The 16,757-nt window shown below is 38.0% G+C and carries 14 protein-coding genes and 1 riboswitch; of the genes, 7 read left to right on the top strand and 7 right to left on the bottom strand.

Features of this window, described 5'->3' with window-relative positions; translation table 11 throughout:
• Positions 1–12 precede the first annotated feature (12 nt).
• A complete protein-coding gene (gene purT, locus J2Y03_RS04080) occupies positions 13–1,182 on the bottom strand; it encodes a formate-dependent phosphoribosylglycinamide formyltransferase (protein ID WP_310190905.1) in 1,170 nt (389 codons plus the stop codon).
• Positions 1,183–1,389: 207 nt separating this feature from the next.
• Positions 1,390–1,491, top strand: a riboswitch (SAM riboswitch).
• Positions 1,492–1,503: 12 nt separating this feature from the next.
• Here purT and J2Y03_RS04075 point away from each other — a divergent pair.
• Positions 1,504–1,881 (top strand): hypothetical protein, encoded by a 378-nt coding sequence (locus J2Y03_RS04075; RefSeq protein ID WP_310190902.1) that lies wholly within the window; start codon positions 1,504–1,506, stop codon positions 1,879–1,881.
• 467 nt (positions 1,882–2,348) lie between these two features.
• Here the strand turns inward: J2Y03_RS04075 and J2Y03_RS04070 are convergent, their stop codons facing one another.
• On the bottom strand, positions 2,349–3,167 hold the full coding sequence (locus J2Y03_RS04070) for a purine-nucleoside phosphorylase (protein ID WP_310190897.1): 819 nt from the start codon (positions 3,165–3,167) through the stop codon (positions 2,349–2,351).
• Positions 3,168–3,411: 244 nt separating this feature from the next.
• Between J2Y03_RS04070 and J2Y03_RS04065 the strand changes: the two genes are divergently transcribed.
• The 4 genes from J2Y03_RS04065 to J2Y03_RS04050 all read left to right on the top strand — a co-directional run bounded on the left by J2Y03_RS04065 (position 3,412) and on the right by J2Y03_RS04050 (position 8,560).
• The gene (locus J2Y03_RS04065; RefSeq protein ID WP_310190896.1) at positions 3,412–4,629 is read left to right on the top strand and encodes an ROK family protein; all 1,218 of its coding nucleotides are present in this window, start codon (positions 3,412–3,414) and stop codon (positions 4,627–4,629) included.
• Positions 4,630–4,798: 169 nt separating this feature from the next.
• Positions 4,799–5,710, top strand: coding sequence for an EamA family transporter (locus J2Y03_RS04060; protein WP_310190893.1), 912 nt, complete (start codon positions 4,799–4,801; stop codon positions 5,708–5,710).
• 365 nt (positions 5,711–6,075) lie between these two features.
• Positions 6,076–7,194, top strand: coding sequence for an NADH-dependent flavin oxidoreductase (locus J2Y03_RS04055; RefSeq protein ID WP_310190891.1), 1,119 nt, complete (start codon positions 6,076–6,078; stop codon positions 7,192–7,194).
• Between the two features lie 334 nt (positions 7,195–7,528).
• The gene (locus J2Y03_RS04050; protein ID WP_310190888.1) at positions 7,529–8,560 is read left to right on the top strand and encodes an FUSC family protein; all 1,032 of its coding nucleotides are present in this window, start codon (positions 7,529–7,531) and stop codon (positions 8,558–8,560) included.
• A 203-nt stretch (positions 8,561–8,763) separates the two neighbouring features.
• Here the strand turns inward: J2Y03_RS04050 and katG are convergent, their stop codons facing one another.
• On the bottom strand, positions 8,764–10,977 hold the full coding sequence (katG, locus tag J2Y03_RS04045; protein ID WP_310190886.1) for a catalase/peroxidase HPI: 2,214 nt from the start codon (positions 10,975–10,977) through the stop codon (positions 8,764–8,766).
• A gap of 519 nt (positions 10,978–11,496) precedes the next feature.
• Positions 11,497–12,462 (bottom strand): DMT family transporter, encoded by a 966-nt coding sequence (locus J2Y03_RS04040; protein ID WP_310190884.1) that lies wholly within the window; start codon positions 12,460–12,462, stop codon positions 11,497–11,499.
• Positions 12,463–12,604: 142 nt separating this feature from the next.
• Between J2Y03_RS04040 and J2Y03_RS04035 the strand changes: the two genes are divergently transcribed.
• Positions 12,605–13,456, top strand: coding sequence for a LysR family transcriptional regulator (locus tag J2Y03_RS04035; RefSeq protein ID WP_310190882.1), 852 nt, complete (start codon positions 12,605–12,607; stop codon positions 13,454–13,456).
• A gap of 435 nt (positions 13,457–13,891) precedes the next feature.
• A complete protein-coding gene (locus tag J2Y03_RS04030) occupies positions 13,892–14,074 on the top strand; it encodes a hypothetical protein (RefSeq protein WP_310190881.1) in 183 nt (60 codons plus the stop codon).
• 221 nt (positions 14,075–14,295) lie between these two features.
• Here J2Y03_RS04030 and J2Y03_RS04025 read toward each other — a convergent pair whose 3' ends face one another.
• The 3 genes from J2Y03_RS04025 to J2Y03_RS04015 form a co-directional block, all read right to left on the bottom strand.
• Positions 14,296–15,792, bottom strand: a complete 1,497-nt coding sequence (locus tag J2Y03_RS04025; protein ID WP_310190879.1) for an RNA-guided endonuclease InsQ/TnpB family protein — start codon at positions 15,790–15,792, stop codon at positions 14,296–14,298.
• 313 nt (positions 15,793–16,105) lie between these two features.
• A complete protein-coding gene (locus tag J2Y03_RS04020) occupies positions 16,106–16,315 on the bottom strand; it encodes a hypothetical protein (RefSeq protein WP_310190877.1) in 210 nt (69 codons plus the stop codon).
• A gap of 127 nt (positions 16,316–16,442) precedes the next feature.
• The gene (locus J2Y03_RS04015) at positions 16,443–16,646 is read right to left on the bottom strand and encodes an ATPase (RefSeq protein WP_310190875.1); all 204 of its coding nucleotides are present in this window, start codon (positions 16,644–16,646) and stop codon (positions 16,443–16,445) included.
• Positions 16,647–16,757: the final 111 nt, after the last annotated feature.

The raw sequence follows: 16,757 nt of genomic DNA, 5'->3' as shown, positions 1-16,757 counted from the left end.
TAACAAAAAAAGTTATTCGTTATACGTCACCATTATTTTAGAAGCTGCTAATTTGGCCCGTTCTCTCGCCTCATTTACAGATTCTCCAGTGCTTAACACGACCGCCATCCGTCGTCCCTCTTTTGTTTCCGGTTTTCTAAATACCCTAACCTGTGTATGCGGGATTAATAAGCTTTCCGCGATTCCAGATAGTTGGTAAGTCTTACTTTCTTTACTCGCCTTAATCGTATGACTTGCACCGGGTTTCAATAGCATAACTTCTGGAATGGGATAGCCTAAAATCGCTCTTATATGCAACGCAAATTCGGATAAATCTTGCGTAACCATGGTAACCATACCTGTGTCATGTGGTCGGGGTGACACTTCACTAAAATAGACACCTTGTGGAGTAAGAAATAATTCCACTCCGAAAAGTCCATACCCGCCAAGAGCATCTGTGACTTTTTTGGCGATATCCTGCGCCTCTTGGATTTGTTCCTCTGACATGTCATGCGGCTGCCACGATTCTATATAGTCACCATCTTTTTGCACATGCCCAATGGGAGCACAAAAGGTGGTTCCGGAAACGGAACGAACGGTTAAAAGCGTGATTTCGGAATCAAAATGAATAAATTCCTCCACAATCATCCGGGCTTTTTTCCCACGTCCGCCTGCAACCGCCTCATTCCAAGACCATTCTATATCGTCAATCGAACGGCAAACGGTTTGCCCTTTTCCAGATGAACTCATAATGGGTTTAATGATGCAGGGAGTCCCAATTTTCAGCACAGCATTCCTAAGTTCGTAAAGTGTATCCGCAAAGGCGTACTTCGCTGTTTGAATCCCTAGTTCTTCGCTTGCCAATCGGCGGATTCCTTCCCTATCCATGGTCAGATTCACGGCTTTTGCTGTCGGTACGATACGGAAACCTTCGTTTTCAAGATCGATTAAGGTTTCGGTTGCAATCGCCTCGATTTCCGGAACCACCAAATCTGGTTTCTCCTGTTCTATCACTCTACGAAGCTCTTCTCCATTAAGCATGTCCACAACATAAGAACGATGAGCAACCTGCATGGCCGGAGCGTTTTCATAACGGTCGACCGCAATCGTCTCCAGCCCTAGACGCTGCGCCTCGATTATTGTCTCTTTTCCAAGTTCACCTGAACCTAGTAACATTACTTTTTTCGTCTGGGTACCAAACACTTAACACAACCCCTATCGTTTGTCTTTTGATTATAATATCTTATATTTTCAGCGATTACAAGCAAATATTTTCATTAAAACACGAACAATTTATTAAAAAAATAAAATTTTGTTCGTATTTAAAATGAAAGCGATATCGTAGTAATCATTGGTTGACAGACTATCAGCACAAGTGTAAATTTACAGGTAATTAAATATTTAAGAATATTCTTATCAAGAGAGGCGGAGGGACTTGCCCTATGAAGCCTCGGCAGCAGACTAATCAATAGTACTGTGCCAATTCCAGTAGTGAATACTTGAAGAAAAGAAGAGATTTGTTAGATGCCCTCTTCTTATTTTTTAAGAAGAGGTTTTTTTATTGAACAGGGATTTATTGTCTTAGAGGATATTGATTCATTCTACTTTACGAGCAAGCCGACACCTGAAGAAAATCAACTCTTTGATCATCACCTAGAGTATCTCATCAAGTATCATGAGCTATATCTATTAAAATATGGTGGAAAGATAAAAATGGATCTGCCTTCAGTAGAAGATGAGTTTATGAAACAAACAGAGGTCTTTTTAGAAAAAGTAATGCAATCCTATAATGAAGATCATAAAATTCAAATGGCCTTCGTTGGGGCTTCTATTTATCATTATGCCTTTCAATTGAACCGGTTGAACACCCTCGTAGAACAATATATGAAAAAGTCACAATAGAAAGCAGAGATAATAGGAAAGGAGTAGCTAGATGATATTCTGCTACTCCTTTTGTGTTCAACTATATTACCAATAAAGAATTATCTAAACGAATCTAAAACAAAAAACAGGCCAATTCCTTTGGGTTCAAAGGTTTTGAGCCTGTTTTTATTTTACATTAATTTGATTTTTCATTATTTTTAATTACTGTAATTTACCCCTAAGCTTCACATACCTTCTGAGCGAAGTCCCAGGCTTTGTTACTTTGAATTGCCTATTAGTTGAGCGTTCTTCAACTTAAGGTCGAAGCGATCTGCATACATAACCTTGACCCAAGCAGCTATAAAGTCACATACAAACTTCTCTTGAAGTGAGGGTCAGGCACCTTTTTTCTAAACTAGATAGATCATTTACCCTTTACTCATGGAATACATCTTCAGCTGACTTTTTATCATGATGATAAAAAGTCAGCATGAAAATAAAATGTATTACATTCTTGTAATGGTTTCCTTCACTAGTTTGATAAATTTCTCTCTTACCATAGCAGCCACTTCAATAACTTCATCATGACTTAATGGTTGATCTAGAATCCCACATGCCATATTGGTTAAACAGGAAATACCAAGTACTTTCATCCCCCCATGAATCGCTACAATCGCCTCTGGGACAGTTGACATCCCAACAGCATCAGCTCCTAATGTTCGAATCATACGAATCTCAGCTGGAGTTTCGTACGCTGGTCCGCTCCACCAAGCATAAACGCCCTCTTGTAAGGTGATATTTTGTTCTTTTGCTACATTTGCGGCAATATTTCGTAATTCACGATTATATACTTGAGACACATCGGGGAAACGGGTTCCTAATTCATTATTATTTGGCCCAATCAATGGATTTGTACCGACTAAATTAATATGATCCGTAATTAACATTAAATCTCCTGGGTTGAAGCTTGTATTGATCGCACCGCATGCATTCGTAATAAGTAGATTCTCTACACCCAGTGCCTTCATTACACGTACTGGAAAAGTGACCTCATCTAAGGTAAAGCCTTCATAATAATGGAAACGTCCCTTCATGGCCACTACCGTTTTTCCCATTAATTCCCCAATTACTAATTCGTTTGCATGACCGATTGCTTCTGATTTTGCAAAGTGTGGAATCTCGGTATAAGGAATTGTGACAGGATTCGCGATTTCATCTGCAAGAGGACCTAATCCTGATCCTAAAATCATACCAATCGTTGGAGTATTACCAGTCTTACTTATGATGAAATCTCTAGCTTCTAAAATATCTTGCATTTTATGCATAAAAAATATCTCCTTTTTTCATAACAATTTATAAAAAAAGTTTAATTGATTTTGCGGCTATTGTAAATGACTAAAAATCAACTTGAAAAAAAGTTCATAAAAATCATCTTAAAATATACTACAAATAACAATTTATCAGGTTTCTTTTTTTCAAAAAATGAAGTAAGTTCATTGTATTATCTTCTCCTTTATTAATAAATCAGATAAAATATAAGCTGACCTTTATTAATTTTGGAGGAAGTATATGCTAAATCAATTTGCAGGCTTAACATCACCTAAAATAAAGAGCCTAAAACTATTATATAGCCTTGTTCGTAAGCTAGGACCAATCAGGATTAATACCCTTACTGAAATAACTGGATACAAACATGTGACATGTACACGTTTACTGGACGAGCTTGTTCAGGAAGGACTTATCTACGATAGTGGAATTGGGGAGTCTAGTGGAGGACGGAAACCATTGATGTATATCATCAAGCCTGACGCTTATTATTTAATTGGCGTAGAAATCACCAACTTATACACCACAGTGCTACTCCTTGATCTAAATTTAGATATCTTAGATGTAAAAAAATTAAGGATGGATTCACAATGCACGGGAGAGTACACATTAAATTTTGTATCCCGATGTGTCGATGAACTACTGTCAAAACACAAAATTCAAAAAGAGAAATTGCTGGGAATTGGAATTGGAGTTCTTGATCCAATTGATAAAGAAACTGGGGTTATCATAAACCCACATCTGTTTCCTGCAGGCGGCTGGGATAGCCTTAACATCGTCGACTATTTACAACAAAATAATAATACACATGTATTCATAGATAACGGAACAAATCTGGCAGCATTAGCTGAATACCGTAAAAACTATTGGAAAGAAACAGATAATTTAGTTTTTGTCTCAAGTGATATGGGAATTCGTTGCGGTACCATCTTACAAGGTAGATTGGTTCGTAATAAAATGGAGATGGATGAAGCCCTGGGACATATGGTAGTGGATATACACGGACGGCGTTGCTCATGCGGATCGTATGGTTGTCTACAAGCATATAGCAGCTTGCCAGCAATCCGTAACGAAGTTGTCCGTCGGATAAAGCGTGGTCATGCTTCTTACCTTCAAGATAGGGTTAATGATATAGAAGATATCGATTTTCATCATATTTTAAATGCTTTAGAGCAAGAAGACCCTCTTTGTCTTGAGGTAGTGAAGGATGCAGCTTATTATTTTGGCATCGGCCTTAGTAATCTCATTTTCCTTTTGAGTCCGGATATCGTTGTCTGTGGAGGAACCTTAGTTCCGAAACCTCTTTTTTACGAAGTGGTCTCTGAAACAGCACAGAATCGACTCATGCACTATCCTAATAGTCATGTACAGATTATTAAATCAACTGCAGCCTACAACATCGTAGCCCAGGGAGCTGGATGTATGGTACTGGATTATTTCACTGAAGAGATACTGCCATAAAAAGGTGTTGATTGACATTCATGATAAATCGTTTTAGAATAAACAAAGTAATATTGAACCAAAAAAAATTTGTTTGTGGACTTTTCTAGAGACATCTCTATTTTCGCCACACAGCTTTTATATAGCTGTGTGGCTTTTTATGTTTTTTAGAATGAAAGGGGTAGGAAAAATGAAAACTTGGCATTACGCACTACTTGTTTTACTCGGGGGATGCAGTTACGGTTCATTATCAACTTTTGTAAAGTTAGCTTATTCTGCTGGTTTTACCAGCGCAGCTGTAACAGGGAGTCAATTCTTAATGGGTACTCTCTTAATCTGGATCGTAGCTCTCTTTTCGAAAAAGAAAAAACTGACGCTGCCGAAAATAGGCAAATTACTTTTATCGGGGATTCCACTTGGTTTAACGAGTCTATTTTATTACCAATCACTGCAATCCCTTAACGCTTCGCTTGCGATCATCTTTTTATTTCAATTTGTCTGGATGGGCAGCTTATTTGAATATGTTTTTTATAAAAAGAAACCAACAATGGGGAAGGTTGTTTCCATTGGCATTCTGGTGATTGGTTCCATACTTGCTTCAGGAATTATTGCTGAAGCCAGCGGGGAAATTACGTGGCAAGGTACCGTTTGGGGAATGCTTTCTGCAATAACCTATACCACCTTTATCTTTCTTAGCAGTAGTGTGGAAAAAGATACACCTGTTGTGCAAAAAAGTGCTCTATTTACCACTGGGGGCATGATTACAGTTTTCATCCTCAGTCCGCCAATTGAGTTACTAAATTTACCAGTATTAATGGACATTGCACCGTACGGTTTTTATCTTGGCCTATTAGGAGTAGTCTTGCCGCCGCTCTTATTTACAATCGGCATGCCACATATCGGACCAGGTCTTGGGACCATTTTAACATCCGCTGAACTTCCTATTGCTGTTATCTTATCATCGCTGGTCTTAGCAGAACACGTAAGTATGTCCCAATGGCTCGGGGTTGTTTTAATATTAGGCGGAATTATAGCGGGAAATCTGAAGATATCTAAAACTAAAATCAAGTCTTCCTATTTGGAAAGGGAATCTACCTTATAAGAATGATTTTCCGGGGGTTGGGTGATTCCTTTTTGACTATCCCCATCACCCCCTTTATTCTAACCATACTTGTCCCCGGATTTACCAGGTATACAAATGAAGGAGCTCCATTAAAGCCTGGTACATCCCCTTTTTCATTTACCACTGATTCCTGACTCGCCCGAATGGGAAGATGCAGTTTTCTTGTAAGATTAAATTTCCTACGAATCATTTCCATTAGACGCTTCTGTTTTCCCGCCGAATGTTCCCATGACAGCCCTGTAAAAATGATACTGGGATTCTACTAGTATCAAGCAAATTTAGTGTATTTTTTATATCGTAAAAGTATGATAAATGGGTACTCTAAAATGTGGAGGTCAAGAATAATGAATCCCAAGTATACACAACTATTCCGACCCATTATCTTGCGCAGCGGAATTCAATTAGATAATCGTATCGTGATGGCACCAATGACAACATGGTCGAGTAACGATGATTACACCGTTTCAGATGAAGAAGTAGCCTACTATAGCCGCCGTTCAAGTGGAGTTGGAATGGTCGTCACAGGTTGTGCCTATGTAACAGCTAGCGGAAAAGCATTTCATGGTGGATTTGGAAGCGATCATGATGACTTTATTCCAGGTTTACGCCGGCTCGCTTCTGCCATTAAAGAACAAGGTTCAAAAGCAGTATTGCAAATTTTCCATGGCGGCAGGAAGTGCCCGCCAGAGTTAGTTCCTAATGGAGAAGTTGTAAGTGCCAGTGCTGTTCCATTAGAACAAGGTACAGGATCTCGTGCCTTGACTGTGAAAGAAATTCAATCCATTATTCGTGATTTTGGCGAGTCAACCCGGAGAGCGATCGAAGCTGGATTTGATGGAGTTGAATTACATGGAGCGAATGGATATTTAATTCATCAGTTCTTTTCGCCACATACCAACCGACGGGAAGATCAGTATGGCGGCAGTTTGGAAAAAAGATTATCCTTCCCCATTGCCGTGGTAGATGAAGTGAAAAAGGTAGTAGCTGAACATGCGAAACAACCATTCCTCGTTGGATATAGATTCTCACCAGAGGAACCTGAAACACCCGGAATTACAATGGCAGATACTCTTGCCCTAGTGGATGTGTTGGCAAGTAAAGAGCTTGATTATCTTCATGTTTCCACATTGGATTTCTGGTCAACTCCAAGACGTGGTGTTGAAGATACACGCTCTCGCATTGAAATGATTCAGGAGAGAGTTGGGGAAGGTGTTCCAGTGATTGGTGTCGGCTCTATTTACACAGCAGACGATGCTATAAAAGCGATTCAAACTGGTGTTTCCATGATTGCACTCGGACGAGAGCTTATTATTGACCCTGATTGGGTTGAAAAGGTTAGACAAGGAAAAGAGTCTGAGATTGAAACAAAACTAAAGAAAGACGCTCAATCTCGTCATGTTGTGCCAAAACCACTTTGGCAATTGATTGCCAGCAGACCAGGATGGATTCCAATGGAAGATTAAAAAAGAGGAGAACAGGGTAGTATATCTACTTTGTTCGCTTTTTTGTTTATAGCCACAATCCTATAAACAATGCGAATCCCCTTTATCGAATTGCATCTATCTTTTTTTGTGTGTTCCATTGCCCTTGATTCTTTAGTACCTTCGTTTCTATTCCCCCAAAATTACGTTCAACAATAAACGCCATTATCTGTTTCAAATCATGATTTATTTTTGCAAAGATTATGCCCAGAATGCACAAAAATAATTGAAATTATAAGTTTTAATAGATATATTTGATAAAGTAATGGAAGTAAGTGACTGAGGAGACTTATTAATCAGCGCTTTGATTGGAGGAATGAGCATTGTGAAATTAGGACCTCGCGTCATTAAAACAGGAATTGCTGTTACATTAGCCTTATATATATGTTCTGTATTAAAACTTGAATCTGCAGTCTTTGCGGGAATTGCTGCCATTTTTACGATTCAACCATCCATTTACCGCACATGGAAACAAGTATGGCACCAAGCCCAAACCAATATCTTAGGTGCGATTTTTGCCTTTTTGGGATTATACTTTCTAGGCAATGATCCATTTTCTATTGGACTAGTAATCATTATTTTGATTTCGATTAGTTTAATGTTAAAAATGGGAGAAACGATTTCGCTAACGGTAGTAACGGTGTTAGCAATTATGAGTGCACCAGGAAACGAAGATTGGCTCTTTGCTTTGAATCGTTTTATTGTTACCTTCATTGGAATGGCAACCGCACTATTGGTGAATATTTTTGTCTACCCACCAAACTACAAGAAAAATTACCTAAAAAAAATCAATGATATTTTCCAAGAATTCTCTATTTTGATGAGAACCGCTATCTCTGACGAAATGACAGAAAAGTCGTTTAAGGAGCAAATGGAACAATTAGAAAATAATATTTTTCTATTAGAAGAGCACTTTATATTATTTGATGAAGAACGTGAAAAAATGGCAAAGGTAAATAATATGGATGTACGTGAAATCGTCGTATTTAAGCAAATGTTTAAATCACTCCAACAGGGATTTATTGTCTTAGAGGATATTGATTCATTCTATTTTACGAGCAAGCCGACACATGATGAAAATCAACTCTTTGATCATCACCTAGAGTATCTCATCAAGTATCATGAGCTATATCTATTAAAATATGATGGAAAAATAAAAATGGATCTGCCTTCAGTAGAAGATGAATTTATGAAACAAACTGAGGTCTTTTTAGAAAAAGTAATGCAATCCTATAATGAAGATCATAAAATTCAAATGGCCGTCGTTGGGGCTTCTATTTATCATTATGCCTTTCAATTGAACCGGTTGAACACGCTCGTAGAACAATATATGAAGAAGTCACAATAGAAAGCAGAGGTTATAGGAAAGAAGTAACTGGATTACCAAAATAGAATTATAAAAACGAATCTAAACAAAAAACAGGCCAATTCCTTTGGGTTCAAAGGTTTTGAGCCTGTTTTTATTTTAGTTTAATTTGATTTTTCATTATTATTAATTACTGTAATTTACCCCTAAGCTTCACATACCTTCATGCGAAATCCCAGGCTTTGTTATTTTGAATTACTAATTAGTTGAGCTTTCTTCAACTTTAGGTCGAAGCGATCTGCATTCATTACCTTAACCCAAGCAGCTATAAAGTCACATACAAACTTCTCTTGGTTATCATCTTGAGCATAAACTTCTGCTATGGCACGTAGGACGGAGTTTGAACCAAACACTAGGTCAACACTCGTTGCTGTCCGTACTACTTCACCTGTCTTACGATCACGTCCTTCAAACACATCATCTCCAACAGGCGTCCATGCTACTCCCATGTCAAGTAAGTTAACAAAGAAGTCGTTAGTAAGTGTGCCGATACTCTCAGTGAAAACTCCGTGTTTTGTGCCACCGAAGTTTGTACCTAGAACACGCATACCGCCAATAAGTGCAGTCATTTCTGGTGCAGTAAGGCCTAGCAGTTGAGCCTTGTCTACTAGTAGCTCCGCTGAACTTACACGATACTGTTTCTTCTGATAGTTGCGGAAACCATCAGCGATAGGTTCTAGCACGGCAAAACTTTCTAAGTCCGTTTGCTCTTGGGTTGCATCACCACGTCCTGGAGCGAAAGGAACCGTTACATCAATGCCTGCATCTTTTGCAGCTTTTTCTACTGCGGCACTACCACCAAGTACAATCAAGTCAGCCATGCTTACTTTCTTTTCTAAATGACTTTGAATGCTTTCAAGTACATCAAGAACTTTTATTAGTTGCTCAGGCTGATTTACTTCCCAATCCTTCTGTGGGGCAAGACGGATGCGAGCACCATTCGCACCACCACGCATATCTGAGCCGCGGAAGGTACTTGCTGAAGCCCAAGCAGTTGTGACTAATTCGTTGATTGTAAGTCCTGAGTCTAGAATCATAACTTTAATCTTTTCAACTTCTGCATCTGTTAATTTATTATCAACAGGAGAAACAGGATCTTGCCAGATAAGAACTTCTTCTGGAACTTCTGGGCCTAGATATCTTGAACGAGGCCCCATGTCACGGTGTGTTAGCTTAAACCATGCACGAGCAAATACTTCAGCAAACTCTTCTGGATTCTCATGGAAACGACGAGAGATTTTTTCGTATTCCGGATCATAACGCAAAGCCATATCGGCGGTTGTCATCATCGTCGGAACACGAACGGATGGATCCTCTGCATCTGGTGCAAGATCCTTCTCATCAGGATTGACAGCAAGCCACTGATAGGCACCTGCAGGACTCTTTGTAAGCCACCATTGATAGCCAAATAATAGATCAAAGAAACCATTATCCCACTGTGTTGGATTAGCAGTCCAAGCACCTTCAATACCGCTGGTGATGGTATCATGTCCCTTACCACTTCCGTGTGTGCTTAACCAACCTAAGCCCATTGCTTCAATAGGAGCAGCTTCTGGTTCAGGGCCAACATGAGCAGCATCTCCTGCACCGTGTGCCTTACCAAAAGTATGGCCGCCGGCTATTAGTGCTACTGTTTCTTCATCGTTCATTGCCATACGAGCAAAGGTTTCGCGTATATCACGCGCACTAGCAAGCGGATCTGGATTACCGTTTGGACCTTCTGGGTTAACATAGATAAGACCCATCTGAACGGCTCCAAGTGGGTTCTCAAGCTCACGATCGCCTGTGTAACGCTTATCCCCCAACCATTCTGTTTCAGTTCCCCAGTAGATGTCTTCTTCTGGATGCCAAATGTCTTCGCGTCCTCCGCCAAAACCAAATGTCTTTCCGCCCATTGATTCAATCGCGACATTACCTGTTAGTATAATTAAGTCAGCCCAAGAGATCTTGTTGCCATACTTTTGCTTAATCGGCCAAAGCAGTCGACGAGCTTTATCGAGGTTACCGTTGTCAGGCCAGCTGTTAAGTGGAGCAAAACGTTGGTTACCAGTTCCTGCACCGCCTCGACCATCACCTGTACGGTATGTACCTGCCGCGTGCCAAGCCATACGGATAAAGAATGGACCATAATGTCCATAGTCAGCTGGCCACCAATCTTGACTGTTTGTCATTAAATCCCGAAGATCTTGTTTAAGGGCATAGTAGTCTAACTTTTTAAATTCCTCTGCATAATCAAAGTCGTCTCCCATAGGGTTAGATTTTCTGTCATGCTGATGGAGAATATTCAAGTTTAACTGGTTGGGCCACCAGTCTCGATTTGATGTACCCCTAGAATTGTTACTAGTAGCACCGCCGTGAAACGGGCACTGTCCAATATTAGCATTGTCTTTAGCATCCATACTTTTTTCTCCTCCCTAACCGTGAAATTAAGTAGCAGATAATTATGTCTCTAGTGGTAAGCAGCTTACAAAATGCATGAAATAATTATTCTGTTTTAATTCTACTAAACTATTACTAATAAATTGAATAAATAACCATGACTTTCACAAATTTGTAATAATTAGCAGATTCTCCCTTTTAAAAAAACATCTCTTTATGATCAGTAAAAGATTCATAGATACAACGAATATCTTGTTTAAGAATCGATTCCGATACATATTGATTAAGTGTAGGATCCTCAGCAACCTATTATTCGGAAGTAATACAATCTATGACCGGTTCCCCGCCTTTATGCAGGTTAAATTCCCCCAGTTTTTAATTGCGAGTTCTCGTGTTTGTTGTTAGATGGACACCACATGGTAAGTTTTGAATTTCACCAACTAAAACTCTTTCTTTATCGTGACATGAAAAAACTCCGCACCATTAAAGTACGAAGTTAGTATTAATAGAAACGATAATATGGTTTTGAACTATTACCGTTAGGATGCCCGTTGATGCAAGTTTGTTTGAACAAGCTGCTTGTATCCCTTCTTTTGCAACCTTACAAAAATATTATTAGCCAAAAGTGAAAGAATGATCAAGACAGTGCCAAGAATATCAAACATCGTTACAACATTGCCTTGATAAATCGAAACTGAGAGTGTGGTAACGGGAACAAAGTTAATGAATAAAAGTGCATTTATTGGGGATAAAATACTAACCCCGATGTTCCAACCGAGCAGTGCAATGAGGCCAGGAAATACAATCATAAACAGTAAATGCGGACTTGTTGCGATCATCTCTTCTTCTGTTGGGATAGAAACATATCCAAACAGAGTTGCTACTGCTACAATTACAACCGCCGTTACCGTACCAAGTAGACAGCTTAACGTTGAATACCGCAAAACGGACCAACTGCTAAACTCTCTACCCCCCATTGTATAAATAACCCATCCAATAACTGCTATAAAGATGAGAATGGAAGGAATGACAGCATCCGTCGCACCTAGAAATGCTTGAATATCACCCTTTGTAATGACGAACATCGCACCAATTAATGACACGAGTACACAAATAAATGTGAAGGAATGAGGGCGTTTATTAAAAAACATCCACACAATTACAATGGAAATCATTGGCATTAACGACTCCATGATGGATGCAACCATTACCCCTGACTCACCCATTAAATCTTCTCCCCAGAAGATAAATAAATTATAGACCGTGAATGCCATAGTGCCCAAGACCCATAATTTCAGACCTTTTCCTTCAAATCGAAAAGCTTGTTTTCCTTCTTTCCAGAAAAGGATTGCTACCAAAAGGATGGTAACAGCACCATAACGAATGATAGTAAAATAAAAAGGATCAATATGTTTAAATGCCGCATGTGCGACAGGAAACATTGCTCCCCATGAAACTGCAGCAATAAAACATAAAAAAGCTCCCCATACTACATTATTTCTCAATTTCCCCCATCTACCTTTCTGAATTATTAGCAAATTGATTATCTATCTTTTTTGACATCTTGTAAAATCATAAATAATGATGATTTACCATCATTTTTTGTGATATCATATGAATAGGGAATTATTAATGGAGGGATTAACAGTGGAGTTTAAAGACTTAGAGATTTTTCAGTTGGTTGCCGAGAAAGGAACCCTTACAGCAGCAGCAAATGAGCTTAATTACGTGCAATCAAATATTACATCAAGAATTCGTAAGTTAGAAGCTGAAATGAATACTCCGTTGTTTAACCGCCATCGACGAGGGATGAGCTTAACACCTGAGGGAAAAAAACTATTAACCTATAGTAAAAAAATACTATTATTAACAGAAGAAATGAAAAATGCCGTTCAAACAAATAAAGAACCGTCTGGAAAATTAGAAATTGGAACAGTAGAAACCGTCATTCATTTACCCAAAATTTTGTCTAGCTATATTAAAAAATATAAAGATGTCGATTTGTCTGTATTTACAGGGGTTACCGAAACATTAGTGGCGGATGTTTTACATCATAAGTTGGATGGTGCTTTCATTACAGAAATGGATATACATCCCGATCTTTTGTCTCACGAAGTCTTTCAAGAGGAACTCGTATTAATTTCTGATACTCATGTTTCTACTATAGAAGAAGTAAAAGAAGAACCTATTTTATGTTTTAGCAAAGGTTGTGGATACCGAGCACGTCTTGCGGAATGGTATAAAGATCAAAACATTACCCCCAAAAAAATAATGGAATTCGGTACCTTAGAAACCATCTTGCGGAGTACTGCTATGGGACTTGGTGTTGCATTCGTTCCCAAGTCAGAAGTGAAACAAATGGAAAAAGAAGGACTCATTCAATTTCACAAAGTTCCAGAGCAATATAGTAAGATAAAAACGGTCTTTATCAGAAGAGCCGATACTTACTTAACACCCACAATTGAAAAATTTATCGAAACCATCGAGGCTAATAAATAGGAAAATCGGACATCGGGATACAGCTAGTATAAACATAACCACCCATAAATATTGATGTAATCAACCTTTATGGTGGTTTATCATTGATAACGGCAGACAGCTCTCTACATCAATATGTTTATCGCACTTCTATGTAAATTGATTGCTTCACTCATCTTGTATTGTCCCTTTTTGAAACAAGCTGAATTTTTTTCATTTAAATTGTATTGTCCCCCCTATCTAAAATTTCTAATAAAAAAACTCTAACACAGAATTTAAGTCCTACGTACTTAATAAATCTGACCGTTAGTATTAAGGAAAATTTCCGTTTCCGGCACTTCTTACTTTACCCAACTATCCATGTTCTGTTCCTACCGCCTGATTTTTACTTCTTACCCCTGTATATTCAGGATTTTGGGCATAATACAGTTTAAGTACATTAGAGAGGGGGATTGTATGAGGCTAAGAAATGGAGATTTTTATACAAATGTTTTTACCAATAAGTTATATAGGTTAAATGAAGATAACGAAAGCAGCTGGTACTTGAGTTTGCGTGATGGAGAAGGTTATCATGAAACAGAAAAGATATCAGGGCGTGATATGATTAGATTGGTAGAAGGTACTTATAAAAAAAGCTAATAAAAAAGGAACCCCCATTCCTGTTATAGTACCTGTAATCAGATTTTTTTAGCGGAAAGTAGGTAAAACTTGAAACAATATAAGTTGTTCCAAGGAAAAAGTCGCCTTTATGTCGAATATAGTAGATGAGTATCCCCATAGCTAAAGCAAGGGGTTTCGAAAGAATAGTCTTTAAAAGCACCATTGTCTTTACTCGGGCTACCACATGTCCCGCTACTACATCAGGCCGAAGCCTTCAGCTTTGCATGTCTATTTTTCATGATGATGATTTTCTGTGGAGCTTGAAGGATCTTTTGCCTTTCGAGTCCATCAAAGGCATTCTTTACATGTTTTCGTACGATATTAAAGGCGCCATTTACATCTGCATGGATTAAAACCTTTGAGCCCTTAATTTTATAAAAAGCTCTAGAATAGCGATACCCACTAAAAATAGTTTGGTGTTCTACTCCAAATGTCGGAATGGGGTCTTGATTCAAGAAACTGGACTTGGAAGTATAGCTTTCTTCCCTATCAATGACTTGAACACCTTTTCGCTCGGCTTTGTATCGAATCATTTCAATGAAAGTCGTATACGGAATTTGAATGAAGGTTTGTTTATTTGCCTTTTGCATATCAACCTCCAATTTCCAGCCAACGTTCCTTCCAATGATGATGGTATCAATGTTTCTTTCTAGAGCAATTTCTACCACTTTAGCACTAGCCTTATGCAAAAAATCCATGACTCGATTGTTTCTTTTTCGATCCAACGAAATCAAGCGTTTAGTGGTAAATATCCCTTCTTTTGGACCTTTGCCATTTCGAATGATACTCGTGTATTTCGCTCTTAACTTATTGTAGTATTGATTGATTGATTTTAACCTTGTGCCCTTGATAAGCAGAGGCTTAAGCCCCGTATTATCGACGATAGTTGCTAGGTTATCCACTCCTAAATCAATACCCATTACTCGTTTCGGCTCAAATACAAATTCATTAAATTGCTTTTCAGATCGTTCGATTTCCTTGTCTTGTTTACCTTTAAAAATGACTTCTACCACATAGCGGCCATAGGAGGGGACAATTCGAACCTGCTGAAGTTTTCCTTCGAATTGAGCCACCTTTCCCAATTTTAATGGAAGAGGGGTTCCTGGTAATTTTAGAATATTTCCATCTGTAATCTTGGTAATTTGATTGGTTAAATAACACGTGGTACGTCCATTCTTTGGCTTGTACTTTGGAATTTTTGGTTTACCGGAAAAACTTGCAGGATTCATTTTATATTTCTTTGAGGCTTCGAAGAAACTTTTCCAATCGTCATATACTTTTTTCATCGTTTGTTGATTGGACTGAGAGGGCATAGAAGTGTAATCTACTTGTTTCATCACTTTAAATAAGGCTTCTACAAAGCCATATCCAATAAATGATTTCTCAAGATGGGGAATTTCAAATAGCTTCAACTCTGGATTCATTATTTTGCCACTTTTGTCCACCTTCTTAGGTTTCTCCTTCGCTTTTTCATAACTATTCTTGCGAATCTTATTCATTTTAGGTAAATGTGTTTCAATATCCATTAGAACCTGAAGTTGATTTTCATTTCTCGTTTCCTTTTTCATGGCTGTGTATACCTGTCTGATATAGTAGTTGGTAATGTTGTACAAATTTTTAGCCTTAAAACATAGAGTATCACAGTATTCAAACAAATCATTGTCCGGATGTATTTGTATTTTATAGGCACTATACATTTCGTTCACCTCCTCCAAAAGGAACAAATGTTCTATTTGCAATTCAATTATATCAAATAGTTTCATAGAATGTATAGTGCGAGCACATATTTTTCCTAAAAAAATAACAAAATACAGCTTATATCCCCATGTCTAAAGCTAGGGTTTTACGTTGCACTTTGATAACGAAATAGCACAAACACAGAGACTCATCATGGAATAAGTGAGCCAATTCTTATGGTCATTCTTTTATATCGCATGAGATTAACAACTGGAAGAATCCAAGCCATTAGTCCAAGCACGAGACTGCCAAGATTAAGAAAACCAATCATGTCTAATTCCCCTTTGTATTTTCATTTAAGGTTCGCTTTATATCAAAAATACCTATCGTGCCGCAAACTAAAACTCCTAATGCCAAAATAACTGTTAGAAACCAATTATCACCCCAACTTACAACTACGCTATACAAACATGCCAACGCAGTGACTGTCGCAGCATAATTCGCTCTCCATTTTTTTAATTTTGGAGATTTTTCATTGCTCATAATCATTCGCCTCCAAATCAACCATTTTATAACTTTGGCAAATTTGTTCAATAAGCCTACTCCTTTATTGAAAAAGCGTCCCAGTTTATTAACGAAGCATCACTGTTAAAATAAGACTTTAGTAATCTTAATATCGGGCTTTCATTTTAATTATAAATTCACTAATAAAACCCACTAATATCCCAACAGCGATTGGTAGTAGAGCAATCTCTGAAAATGAGATTGAAATTCTAAATACTAGAAAATCTAAATCAGCTATAAATCCTATTAAATAAAGTAAAATCATCGTTCCAAATGATGCAATTAACGGAATCCAAAAAGGTTTACTCACTAAACCCCTCCTTGTTTAATATACCATTTTGATAATAAACGTTTCAGATAATGATTAAGATTCATCTCTAATTTAAAAATATTGCTCCGTTAGAGGAACACGAAAAGAGCT

Source organism: Neobacillus niacini (assembly GCF_031457145.1).
Taxonomy (GTDB): domain Bacteria; phylum Bacillota; class Bacilli; order Bacillales; family Cytobacillaceae; genus Neobacillus; species Neobacillus niacini_J.
The sequence above is the reverse complement of the archived record's forward strand: the minus strand, read 5'-3'. Positions and strand labels throughout refer to the sequence as shown.

Excerpts from the sequence above, each read along its gene's own strand:
- J2Y03_RS04075 (WP_310190902.1), top strand. The coding sequence starts at position 1,504 with ATGCCCTCTTCTTATTTTTTAAGAAGAGGTTTTTTTATTGAACAGGGA.
- J2Y03_RS04070 (WP_310190897.1), bottom strand. The coding sequence starts at position 3,167 with ATGCATAAAATGCAAGATATTTTAGAAGCTAGAGATTTCATCATAAGT.
- J2Y03_RS04065 (WP_310190896.1), top strand. The coding sequence starts at position 3,412 with ATGCTAAATCAATTTGCAGGCTTAACATCACCTAAAATAAAGAGCCTA.
- J2Y03_RS04060 (WP_310190893.1), top strand. The coding sequence starts at position 4,799 with ATGAAAACTTGGCATTACGCACTACTTGTTTTACTCGGGGGATGCAGT.
- J2Y03_RS04055 (WP_310190891.1), top strand. The coding sequence starts at position 6,076 with ATGAATCCCAAGTATACACAACTATTCCGACCCATTATCTTGCGCAGC.
- J2Y03_RS04050 (WP_310190888.1), top strand. The coding sequence starts at position 7,529 with ATGAGCATTGTGAAATTAGGACCTCGCGTCATTAAAACAGGAATTGCT.
- katG (WP_310190886.1), bottom strand. The coding sequence starts at position 10,977 with ATGGATGCTAAAGACAATGCTAATATTGGACAGTGCCCGTTTCACGGC.
- J2Y03_RS04030 (WP_310190881.1), top strand. The coding sequence starts at position 13,892 with ATGAGGCTAAGAAATGGAGATTTTTATACAAATGTTTTTACCAATAAG.
- J2Y03_RS04025 (WP_310190879.1), bottom strand. The coding sequence starts at position 15,792 with ATGTATAGTGCCTATAAAATACAAATACATCCGGACAATGATTTGTTT.
- J2Y03_RS04020 (WP_310190877.1), bottom strand. The coding sequence starts at position 16,315 with ATGAGCAATGAAAAATCTCCAAAATTAAAAAAATGGAGAGCGAATTAT.